The sequence below is a fragment of the Pseudomonas sp. v388 genome (assembly GCF_003935425.1).
In the GTDB taxonomy this organism is placed as follows: domain Bacteria; phylum Pseudomonadota; class Gammaproteobacteria; order Pseudomonadales; family Pseudomonadaceae; genus Aquipseudomonas.
Genome location: NZ_RHQN01000009.1, coordinates 131,609 through 143,131, shown reverse-complemented (window position 1 = coordinate 143,131; position 11,523 = coordinate 131,609). Strand labels below are relative to the sequence as shown.

The 11,523-nt window shown below is 57.6% G+C and carries 8 protein-coding genes; 2 read left to right on the top strand and 6 right to left on the bottom strand.

The window, feature by feature from the left end:
* Window positions 1-472 precede the first annotated feature (472 nt).
* The 3 genes from EGJ27_RS20430 to gbcA all read right to left on the bottom strand — a co-directional run bounded on the left by EGJ27_RS20430 (window position 473) and on the right by gbcA (window position 5,273).
* Complete coding sequence (locus EGJ27_RS20430; RefSeq protein WP_125832557.1) at window positions 473-2,155, bottom strand: ABC transporter ATP-binding protein; 1,683 nt, start codon at window positions 2,153-2,155, stop codon at window positions 473-475.
* Between the two features lie 12 nt (window positions 2,156-2,167).
* On the bottom strand, window positions 2,168-3,352 hold the full coding sequence (locus EGJ27_RS20425) for a YcaO-like family protein (RefSeq protein ID WP_125832556.1): 1,185 nt from the start codon (window positions 3,350-3,352) through the stop codon (window positions 2,168-2,170).
* Between the two features lie 622 nt (window positions 3,353-3,974).
* Window positions 3,975-5,273, bottom strand: coding sequence for a glycine-betaine demethylase subunit GbcA (gbcA, locus tag EGJ27_RS20420; RefSeq protein WP_125832555.1), 1,299 nt, complete (start codon window positions 5,271-5,273; stop codon window positions 3,975-3,977).
* Window positions 5,274-5,593: 320 nt separating this feature from the next.
* Between gbcA and gbcB the strand changes: the two genes are divergently transcribed.
* Complete coding sequence (gbcB, locus tag EGJ27_RS20410; protein ID WP_125832554.1) at window positions 5,594-6,694, top strand: glycine-betaine demethylase subunit GbcB; 1,101 nt, start codon at window positions 5,594-5,596, stop codon at window positions 6,692-6,694.
* A gap of 99 nt (window positions 6,695-6,793) precedes the next feature.
* Here the strand turns inward: gbcB and EGJ27_RS20405 are convergent, their stop codons facing one another.
* A complete protein-coding gene (locus EGJ27_RS20405) occupies window positions 6,794-7,054 on the bottom strand; it encodes a hypothetical protein (protein WP_125832553.1) in 261 nt (86 codons plus the stop codon).
* A 179-nt stretch (window positions 7,055-7,233) separates the two neighbouring features.
* Here EGJ27_RS20405 and EGJ27_RS20400 point away from each other — a divergent pair, with 179 nt between their 5' ends.
* Window positions 7,234-8,070, top strand: a complete 837-nt coding sequence (locus EGJ27_RS20400) for a 23S rRNA (adenine(2030)-N(6))-methyltransferase RlmJ (protein WP_125832552.1) — start codon at window positions 7,234-7,236, stop codon at window positions 8,068-8,070.
* Window positions 8,071-8,189: 119 nt separating this feature from the next.
* On the opposite strand, the gene betA is transcribed toward EGJ27_RS20400, so the two are convergent.
* Window positions 8,190-9,896 carry a choline dehydrogenase gene (gene betA / locus EGJ27_RS20395; RefSeq protein ID WP_125832551.1) on the bottom strand — a complete coding sequence of 569 codons (1,707 nt, stop codon included), beginning with the start codon at window positions 9,894-9,896 and terminating at the stop codon, window positions 8,190-8,192.
* Window positions 9,897-10,029: 133 nt separating this feature from the next.
* Entirely contained in the window at window positions 10,030-11,502 is a 1,473-nt protein-coding gene (gene betB, locus EGJ27_RS20390; RefSeq protein ID WP_125832550.1) for a betaine-aldehyde dehydrogenase, read from the bottom strand.
* Window positions 11,503-11,523: the final 21 nt, after the last annotated feature.

Below are 11,523 nucleotides of genomic sequence, written 5' to 3'. Positions count from 1 at the left end.
CCCCTACAGCCCAGTAAATTCGCGGGCTGTACAACTTTGTTCAATAAGTGATCAATTAGCTCGTTTCGCCCTTATCAAGACCAAAAAACAACGACGCATAAACTTTTCCACAGCGCGCCAAGGCCGTCATTAGAGTTGTACCCAAAGTCTGTTGGCGGTTCTGTGGATAAGGTGTTCGCCACCGCCTGAGAGCCTTGCCCAGCGTGGCTTTGAGAGGACTGATCAATAAATGTACACCTCAGGCTCAACCTGAACGTTTCGAATAAGTCACGGTTTTTTCGGTCTTTTTCAACCAGTGAGCGTCGACTTTCCCACAATTGCTGTGGGTTCCTCTGTGGATAAGTTGTTTGTGGACAGCGCACAGCGCGATGGGCAGGGCTTGCGACGATGCTGGTTGTTTTTTGAGCAGTGTGACGCTGGCTTTGTAGGATCGGACCGGACGAGGCGGAGGCATGCAATCCTGAGTCTTTCTTCATCCAGGCGAAGCCAACGTGATTTCCTGCAGCGCTCTCACGACACCAGGCTCGCTCGAAAGCTTGCTCCAATGCCCGTCAGCAATAACGGCGCCGTGTTTGATGACTATGACGCGGTCGAAACGAGGCAGGACAGCCACATCGTGCGTGGCGCAGATGAGCCCCCTTCGATTGAAAGAAGAGAAAATAACCTCCCACACTCTGGAGCCCATTTCTTTGTCCAGCGAGGCGGTAGGTTCGTCGAACAAGTTGAAGTCGCCCGGTTTGTTGATCAGCCTCAGTAAAGACAGCCTTTTTGCCTCCCCGCCGGATATATTCCTGGCGCCTTCGGCGATGGTTCGGTTCTTCACGATGTCTCCAAGCATGAGCGCATCGGTTGCGGGTTTTATCGAGGGCGAGATGTCCTGTCCGAAAAGCACAGAGCACTGGAAGCTTCCTGCTAGAAACGCAGGATGCTGAGGGCAATAGCGGACGCTGCGTAGATAGTTTTCCAGTTCGGATGAGCCTACTTTCGAGCCGTCTGCGCTGAGGTGGTAACGTCCGGAGGTCGCTGTTCCCGCCAATACCTCAAGCAGAGTCGTTTTTCCTCCACCGCTCGGTCCGATGATCGCGACGGACTGCTCGATGTAGAAAGAAAGGGGCCTGTCGGTTACTGAGGGAAGAATCGAAAGATCGACACGCGACAGAGAATCCCACGAAGACTTTCCGTCGCTCACAGTCAGCGCATCCAATGAAAGCGCTTTCTCAAGCGTCTTTTTGTCCACAAGAAACTGGTCCAGAGTCCGATAGGCTTCGGCCAGCGCACCGATGTTGTTTACAAGCATTCCCGCAATCGAAAAGACAGCTATCAATTCACCAGTGGTCAGCCGCGGAGCAGGCGATAGCTGGTCGTGGACTCCCCAGGCCAATAGCGTCGCAACGGTAAGCCCCAGGTATAGGATTTTTACTGACCCCAGAATAGCGCCAGTCCCCGCTACCTGGGTTGCAGCCCGCGCGTAACCTTTGTAGTGGGCGTAGAGCGGTTGTGGGGCACTGTCACAGGCTCGCTCCAGCTTGATGCATTTGGCTGCATGAAAGGTTTCGAAAAGCTTCGATGAAACCAGATCTTCCTGCTCATTTACAGCAAGCAAGAAAGGCCGCCGCCAGTTGACCAAATAGTGATAAAGACACAAGTACCCGGCCGAGAATAATGTCGTGATCAGAAGCGGCACGGTGCCTCCGATGTAGCTAAAAATACCTGCGATCAGAAAGACCTCTATCATCAAGGGGAAACCAGATGTGATAACGAAGGTCAGAAATTTTTCATGAGCATTGATGCCGCGCTCCAACGACTTGATCAAGCCACCCAATCGAAGTTCTGAAAACTGCTCGAAGTCTTTCCGCAGGATAGTGTCCGTCCAGTAAATGGATTTATCCTTAAGAGTGGTTTGGACCAATCTGACCAGTTGATATGTTTGCAGAGGATTAACAACTGATTGAAGTACCGTGACGGCGCAGAGCATAGACACCAGCAAGTAAACATATGAGGTGTCGACCCCTTCACGGGCGGTCATGCTATCGATTATTTTTCCAAGTAACACCGACGGCAAAATAGAAGCTATTTTTAGCAGCACTGTCATGCTCGTCGCGGAGATAAACAGAGCCCGCTTGGCGCGGAGCGTCTCAGTCAGAAATTCAATCATGGCGCATGATCTCTACACGAACGACTTATTAGCATGAAGCAAATGCTGGGGCACGACCGGCATGCCTGCTCTGATCAAGTTGAATCGTTCCATGCCGGGTACATAGGTGTGGGCAACGGCGCAACCGTTGTCGAAGTTCAGCAGTGTGCGCTCCAGGATGCTTAATCCAGTAGCTGATGCCCTGTCGGTAATAGAGTCAATCTGGTCTCCGACCGAGAGCTTGACCGGCGGTTCAAGTCGTCTGAAAACCTCTTCGATATTTCTCAGTATCTCCAAATCAATTAAGGGGCGGAGCCTCTCTGTTTTTCTTAGCAAGGCGTAAGTTTTGAGGTCGGCTGCCTTTTCCGAATCGTCAAACAATAGCGTGCATTGAAGCAGTTCGGTAGTGGCGCGTTGTATAGCGACTCGGGCGTCAATCGAGCAGCCTGAGCCAATTTGACAGATGGGATGTCTTCCATCCGGTCTCTTCGGAATAGCTATGCTGAAATAAACCCCATAAATAGTTTTGATAATCAGTATTTTCATATTGTCAGCTACGCATCGGAGCTCTGGATGCTCGGAGAACACCTCGTCTAACACGTGCGCGGCGGGCGAAGACAGCAGTAATCTTTCGTGTTGGCCACACAAAAACATTAAAATCTTTGAAAGAGTGTGTCGTTCTATAACTTCGTTTATTCCATGCAGCCTGGCTTCAGCTTCAGAACAGCCAAACGCAATGCCTGAGTTAGACGAGTAGCGGCTAAGGAAAGAAAAACTATCGTAGGAGCGTATTCTTTCAGCCAGCGGGCTGCTTGGTAGATGAAGTACAGCTGGTACTTTAACTACTATTCCACTTCGCGATTCCTTGAAACTGACGCATTCAATCAGCGACTGGGATTCAGGCAGGTTGGCGATCAGTCCATCCATGCTTAAGAAGGGTTGATTGCGAACCTTAGCTATTGCAGTATTGACAAGATCCTTGGAATAGTCGTGGTTTAATGCAAAATGTTCAAGGCTCTCTGCCAGCGCGCCAATCTCAGCATGGATGCCTTTACCAGCACCTTCTGCTACTACTGTTCCATACTCATCGGTCAGCATGCAGGTGGCTATTGTTTTGGAAGTGTTTAAGTATTCGGTTAGGGGCGACAATTGCAAAGAGCGAGCGGCCTGTAGGATTCTCTCTCTTGACGCCATTGGGGGGAATTCGCGTTCAAGCATAATTTTTCCATATTTGGAAGGTTTGAGGGTTTCCCCTCAAACCTTTTGTAACGCTATCTTGCGTCAGTTGGATGAATAGAATTGGGTCTCGCTTGGCAGCAATCCTGCCATCATGTCATTACCGTAATCTAATGGGTTCATGTGAATTTCAGAACGGCGTCTGCCCATTTTTAGTTGCTCCATTATTTGGTGATAAAACTTTTGTTGGCTCGCACGCGTGGTTGCGAGTTAGATATTAATAGCAATAGAAAATAACTACGGCTAGGCCAAGAGACTTACTCAGCGTCTGACAATTCCGTAGGAAAATTCGCATGCTTTGTGGGAAAATATTAGTAACTACATGAATCTATTGATAAATATTTGTAGGATCCCCTTCCGGCGACTATTTTTCGCCAAAGCGTGAATAGCCTTGAAGGAAAATTTAGTGACCTGAACTGCAGCTGAGGCGGGCCGGTGCGGGGGAACTAGGAAGGCTAAGGATGGTTGTCTTGGTAGGGTTCAATATGGAGGGTCGAAGAGAATGTGTCAGCTCTAGTCACCGGTAACGGCCCGAAAGGCGACCGTTACCGGTTTGAGTGCGCATGAATGAAGCAATCTCAATGGCGTGGAGGGCGAGTTGTCCTCACTCGTGATTCACCGCCACCCCCTTCAAATAAGGCGCAGGCTCGGCGCCCAGGTTTTCCAGCATGCGTGCGCTGTACCAGTCGATGAAATTCACGACGCCAAACTCGTAGGTCTTGGAGTATGGGCCTGGCTGGTAGGCAGTGGAGTTGATCCCGCGCTGGTTTTCTTCGGCCAGGCGGCGGTCTTGATCGTTGGTGGCGTCCCAGACTTCCCGCATGCGTTGCACGTCGTAGTCCACACCTTCTACCGCATCTTTGTGGACGATCCACTTGGTGGTGACCATGGTCTCTTGCGCGCTGATCGGCCACACGGTGAACACGATGATGTGGTCGCCCATGCAGTGGTTCCAGGAGTGCGGCAGGTGCAGGATGCGCATCGAGCCCAGGTCCGGGTTCTGGATACGGCCCATCAGTTTCTTGCAGCCGACCTTGCCGTCCATTGTCATGGACACGGTGCCCTTGAGCAGCGGCATGCGCACGATCCGGTTGCGCAGCCCGAAGCTGGCGTGGGCGTAGGGGATTTTCTCGGCATCCCACGCGGCGGCGGATGCGGCGACGTGATCCTTGAAGGGCTGGTCGGCACGCGGGTCGGTGACGTCGTCCCATTCCAGCAGGGTTTTCAGCAACTCGGGGTGCGAGCCGTTGCAGTGGTAGCACTCGCGGTTGTTTTCCAGCACCAGCTTCCAGTTGGCCTTTTCCATCAAGGTGGTTTGCACGGCCACCTTGGTGTTTTCCATGTCGTAGGGTTCCATGTAGTGACGCAAGGTCGCCAGGAACTCGTCGATGGCCGGCGGGTTTTCCGCCAGGCTGATGAAGATGTAGCCGCCTGCGGTCTTCACATGGATGGGCTTGAGGCCGAACTTCTGCATGTCGAAGTCGGTGCCCATCTCGGTGCCGGCATACAGCAGGCGGCCGTCCAGTTCGTAGGTCCATTGGTGATAAGGGCAGACCAGCTTGGCGACCTTGCCTTTCTCACCTGTGCACAGCCGCGAACCGCGATGACGGCAGACGTTATGGAACGCGTTGACGTTGCCGTCGGCGCCGCGCACCACCAGAACCGGATTCTTGCCGATCTGCAGCGTCAGGTAGTTGCCCTTGGCCGGCACCTCACAGGTCATCCCTGCGATCAGCCACTCCTTGTGAAAGATTTCCTGCATGTCGATTTCGAACAGGCGCTCATCACTGTAGAAAGGCTGCGGCAGCGAGTAGGTGCGCTCGCGATTCTGCAGCATTTCGGCGGTCGCCTTGCGTGCGGGCTCCAGCGGATCGCCCAGGCTCAAGGTTGCGGTGACGTCCATTTTCATGTCCTCATGACCGCGCTTCGGCGGCCTGCGAATGTGGCTGATACGGTGGTTGAATTGTGCACGCAAGGCGACCTGTGGAGCGCTCCTGCCTGTCGCTGAAACTTATGTAACGATCTGGTGCGGAGTGTGGATCTGCGTGAGGAGCGAACCTTATCCATGGGCGACATGGCCGAATCCGTTTCCGACGCGCGAGCCCCGGTAGACTGGGCCTGGTCGCCGTAAGTATGTGAATGTCGCAGATAGGTAAACGGGCGCCTGAAGCGTTACGCAGAATTCACACACATCAGGCCGATAGTCGGCCGTGGAGAGCCAGCATGTCGCAAAGTTTTCTGAGCCCGGTAACGACCCAGACGTGGGCCAATGGACGCCACCTGGTTCGGGTCGTCAAAGTCATCCAGGAAACCTGGGATGTGCGCACCTTCTGCTTCATGGCCGACCAGCCGATTCTGTTCTTCTTCAAACCCGGCCAGTTCGTGACGCTGGAGCTGGAGATCGAAGGCGTGCCGGTCATGCGCTCCTACACCATCTCCAGTTCACCGTCGGTACCGTACAGCTTTTCCATCACCATCAAGCGTGTGCCCGGCGGCAAGGTTTCCAATTACCTGCACGACACGCTGCATGAAGGCCAGGAGCTGGCGGTACACGGGCCGGTCGGGCTGTTCAACGCCATCGACTTCCCGAACCCGAAAATCCTCTACCTCAGCGGCGGCGTCGGGATCACGCCGGTCATGTCCATGGCGCGCTGGTTCTACGACACCAACGCCAACGTCGACATGGTGTTCGTCCACAGCGCGCGCTCGCCCAAGGACATCATCTATCACCGCGAGCTGGAACACATGGCTTCGCGCATCGATAACTTCAGCTTGCACCTGGTGTGTGAAAAACATGGTTTGGGCGAACCATGGGCCGGGTATCGCGGCTATCTGAACCAGAAAATGCTGGAACTGATGGCGCCCGACTTCATGGAGCGCGAAGTGTTCTGCTGCGGCCCGACGCCGTATATGAACGCCGTGAAGCGCCTGCTCCAGGAAAACGGCTTCAACATGGCGCAGTACCACGAGGAGTCCTTTGGCGCTACGCCGCCCGAAGCCCGTGCCGATGCGGTCGAACAGGCCGAGATCGCCGCCGAGGCGCCGGATGTGGATCTGGCGGATCTGCACCAGGTGGAATTCACCGATACCGGCAAGAGCATCCGCGTCGCGCCGGGCGAAACCGTCCATGCCGCAGCGGCCAAGCTGGGCCTGATGATTCCCAAGGCTTGCGGCATGGGCATCTGCGGCACCTGCAAGGTCATGAAGCTGAGCGGCGAAGTGGAAATGGAGCACAACGGCGGCATTACCGATGACGACGTGGCCGAGGGTTACATTCTGTCGTGCTGCAGCGTTCCAAAAGGGGATGTGCGGATCGAGTATTGAGAGACTGCTGGTGGACGACGCCTGTGATTCCGCATTCGCCAGCAAGCTGGCTCCTACAGCCCACCATTTTTGTAGGAGCCAGCTTGCTGGCGAAGCAGGCTACTGATGACTTTGCTTGTAGGCGGCCAGCGCCGGCAGTAGTTGCTGGTCTATCGCCTGGCGCACGGCGGGCAGGATGGTCGCGCTGCCGGTCAGTAACTGTTCGACAAGGCGCCGCAAGGCCACGGCCCGTTCCGTGGTCAGGCCGCACACGGCTTGGGCGCAGGCCTGTTCTGCCGTTGCACCGCTGGACGTTTCGAACCCCAAGGCGCGGAGTTGAGTCAGCAGGTCTTCCTGGTCGATCAAATCGGCATGCATCATGACGTCGGTTCCTGTGATCGGTTTTTTCCTGATTCTGGTGGTGTGTCATTGCGGCAGCAACCCCGATTGACGTCCTTTGGCTGAAACACCTACGGTCAGGTCGTTTTCAGTTAAGTCGTGCTCGGCGGGCTTGTTCATCGCCAAGTTTTGCTAAACTGCGCGGCCTGCCAGGAGCTGCCATGAATTACCGTCACGCCTTCCACGCCGGCAACCATGCCGACGTCTTCAAACACCTGACTCTGACTCGCTTGATCGCCCTCATGGCGCGCAAGGAGCAACCGTTCGCCTATCTCGACACCCATGCGGGATTGGGGCTTTATGACCTCAAGGGCGACCAGGCGACACGCACCGGTGAGTGGATCGAGGGCATCGGCCGTCTTTGGGGCGCGTCGGACCTGCCTGCGCTGGCCGCGGATTACCTGCAAGTGCTGCACGACATGAACCCTGATGGCGAGCTGCGCTATTACCCAGGCTCGCCGGAGCTGGCGCGACGCCTGACCCGTGAGCGCGAGCGCGTGCTGCTCAACGAGAAACATCCGGAAGACGGCCGCCTGCTCAAGGACAACATGAAGGGTGATCGCCGTGTGGCGGTGCACCTGGGGGAAGGCTGGCATGTGCCGCGTGCGTTGCTGCCGGTAGCGGAGAAAAGAGCAGTGATGCTGATCGATCCGCCGTTCGAACAGCTGGACGAGATGAAGCGTTGCGCGGTGGCGCTGAAAGAGACCATCGGCCGTATGCGCCAGACGGTGGCGGCGATCTGGTATCCGATCAAGGATCAGCGTCAGCTCAAGCGCTTCTATCAGGACCTGGCCGAGACCGGCGCGCCGAAACTGCTGCGTGTCGAACTGTACGTCCACCCGCTGGACACACCCGCCAGCCTCAACGGTTCGGGCATGGCCATCGCCAACCCGCCTTGGGGCCTGGAAGAAGAACTGCGCGAATTGATGCCGTACCTGGCCCGAAAGCTGGGCCAGACCCAGGGCGGCTGGAAGATGGACTGGTTGATTGCAGAGTAAAGCGGCTGGCTGCGAGTAGCGCAACGACGCGATATCTGTAGGAGCGGACTTTCAGGCGAAGCACACGCATCGGCTGTTCCGGCCTCTTCGCGAGCAAGCTCGCTCCTACTGCATCGACCTCATGCCTGGCTGCTGACCTCACGCACCGGCTTGCCACGCGCAGGGCGATCGCCGGCGACGAAGTAGTCGGCGGTGCTGCGCGGCAACGGCTGGCGGCCACGGATCTTGTCGGCGATTTTCTCGGCGATCATGATCGTTGGCGCGTTCAGGTTACCGGTGGTGATCAGCGGCATGATCGACGCATCCACCACGCGCAGGGCTTCGACGCCATGCACTCGACCCTGACCATCCACCACCGCCATCTCATCGGTGCCCATCTTGCACGAGCACGACGGGTGATACGCCGTTTCGGCATGTTCACGCACGAACGTGTCCAGCGCTTCGTCCGACTGCACCTCGATACCCGGGCTGATCTCGCGGCCACGATACGGGTCCAGTGCCGGTTGCTGGATGATCTCGCGGGTCAGGCGGATCGCATCCCGGAATTCCTGCCAGTCCTGCTCGGACGACATGTAATTGAACAGGATGCTCGGATACTCGCGCGGGTCTCTGGACTTGACCTGCACACGGCCACGGCTCGGTGATCGCATGGAGCCGACGTGCGCCTGGAAACCGTGCTCTTTCACGCCCTTGGTGCCGTTGTAGTTAATCGCCACCGGCAGGAAGTGATACTGAATGTTCGGCCATTCGAACTCTTCGCTCGAACGGATGAAGCCACCGGCCTCGAACTGGTTGCTGGCACCGATGCCCTTGCCCAGGAACATCCACTTCGCGCCAATCGGCGGCTGGTTCCACCACAGCAGCGACGGATAGAGCGACACCGGCTTGGTGCAGGCGTATTGCAGGTACATCTCCAGATGGTCCTGAAGGTTCTGACCCACGCCCGGCAGATCGTGAACCACCGGGATATCCAGCTTGCGCAGCAGCTCGGCCGGGCCGACGCCGGAACGTTGCAGGATCTGCGGCGAAGCGATGGCGCCGCCGCACAGCAGGACTTCCTTGCGGGCGCGGGCTTCGATGCGTGTGTCGCTGTCGCCGACCATGTACGCCACGCCAACGGCGCGTTTGCCGTCGAACAGAATGCGGTCGGTCAGGGCGTGGGTGACGATCTTGAGGGTGGCACGCTTCTTCGCTTCATCCAGATAGCCACGTGCAGTGCTGGCGCGACGGCCATTGGGCGTCACGGTGCGGTCCATCGGGCCGAAGCCTTCCTGCTGATAGCCGTTGAGGTCTTCGGTGCGCGGGTAACCGGCCTGCACGCCGGCATCGACCATGGCCTGGAACAGCGGGTTATTGCCTTGCTTGGGCGTGGTCACGCTGACCGGACCATCGCCGCCGTGGTAATCATTGGGGCCGATGTCGCGTGTCTCGGCCTTGCGGAAGTATGGCAGGCAGTCGAGGTAGCTCCAGTCTTCGAGACCTGGCTCTTTGGCCCAGCCGTCATAGTCCATGGCGTTGCCGCGGATATAGCACATCCCGTTGATCAGCGAAGAACCGCCCAGGCCTTTGCCGCGACCGCATTCCATGCGGCGATTGTTCATGTGCGGCTCAGGCTCGGTCTCGTAGGCCCAGTTGTAGCGGCGGCCCTGCAGCGGGAAGGCCAGGGCGGCGGGCATCTGGGTGCGGAAGTCCAGGCGGTAGTCCGGACCGCCGGCTTCGAGCAGCAGAACGGTGACGCCTTGGTCTTCAGTGAGACGGGCTGCCAGAGTGTTACCGGCCGAGCCGGCACCGATGATGATGTAGTCGTATTCGGATTGCGTAGTCATTGGGGCTCCTTGGTAGAGCTGCAAGCCACAAGTTTCAAGCTGCAAGCAAAAGCAGTGAGGTGGGCCTGGAAAAAAGGGGCGGCAAGCTGCTTCTACTTGAAGCTGGTAGCTTGCCGCGTGAAGCGGGTGTTCTTTAGAACACCGACCCGTAGTCGCCCAGCTCAACCTGTACCGACTTGATTCGCGTGTACTGCGCCAGCGAGCTGATGCCGTTTTCGCGACCCACGCCCGATTGCTTGTAACCGCCGACCGGCATTTCCGCCGCCGACTCGCCCCAGGTGTTGATCCAGCAGATGCCCGCTTCCAGCAGATGAATCACGCGGTGGGCGCGGTTCAGGTCGCGGGTGACGATGCCGGCAGCCAGGCCGAAGTCGGTGTCGTTGGCGCGGCGCACCACTTCGTCTTCGGTGTCGTAGCCGAGGATGCTCATCACCGGGCCGAAGATTTCCTCGCGAACGATGGTCATCTCGTCGGTGCAATCGGTGAATACGGTCGGTGCCACGAACGCGCCCTTGGCGAATTCACCTTCGGTCAGGCGTTCACCGCCGCACAGCAGCCGCGCGCCTTCTGCCTTGCCCTTGGTGATGTAGCCGAGCACGCTTTCCATATGCTCGAAGCTCACCAGCGGGCCGAAATTGGTGTTTTCGTTCTCCGGATCACCGGCGCGGATGCGTTTGACGCGCTCGACAATCTTCGCTTCGAAGTCGGCTTTGAGCGCATTCGGCACAAACACGCGGGTGCCGTTGGTGCAGACCTGACCGGAGCTGTAGAAGTTGGCCATCATCGCGATGTCGGCGGCGCGATCCAGGTCGGCGTCGTCGAAGATGATCAGCGGCGACTTGCCGCCCAGTTCCATGGTCACTTCCTTGAGCGACGAGCTGGAAGCGCTGGCCATGACTTTCTTGCCGGTGTCGGTGCCGCCGGTGAAGGACAGTTTCTCGATGCGCGGGTGCTCGGTGATCCAGCTGCCGACTTCACGGCCGCTGCCGGTCAGGACGTTGAATACGCCGTTCGGCACGCCGGCCTCGGTGTAGATCTCGGCCAGTTTCAACGTGGTCAGGGAGGTTACTTCACTTGGCTTGAAGATCATCGCGTTACCCGCTGCCAAGGCTGGCGCGGATTTCCACAGGGCGATCTGGATCGGGTAGTTCCACGCGCCGATACCGGCGACAACGCCCAGTGGCTCGCGCCGGGTGTAGACGAACGACGAAGTGCGCAACGGGATCTGCTCGCCTTCGATGGCGGGCACCAAGCCTGCGTAGTATTCCAGCACGTCGGCGCCGGTGACGATGTCCACGGCGCGGGTTTCAGAGATGGCCTTGCCGGTGTCCAGGGTTTCCAGCGCCGCCAGCTCGTCGTTGCGCTCGCGCAGGATATCGACGGCGCGACGCAGGATGCGCGAACGCTCCATGGCGGTCATCGCGGCCCAGATTTTCTGGCCCTTTTCGGCGCTGACGACAGCGCGCTCCAGGTCTTCTTTGCCGGCGCGCTGTACCTGAGCCAGGACTTCACCGTTGGCCGGGTTGATGGCGTCGAAGGTTTCACCGGTGCTGGAATCGACATAACCGCCGTCGATGTAGAGTTTTTGCAGTTCGAAACGGGCCATAAAGTCCTCGCAAATTCAGTG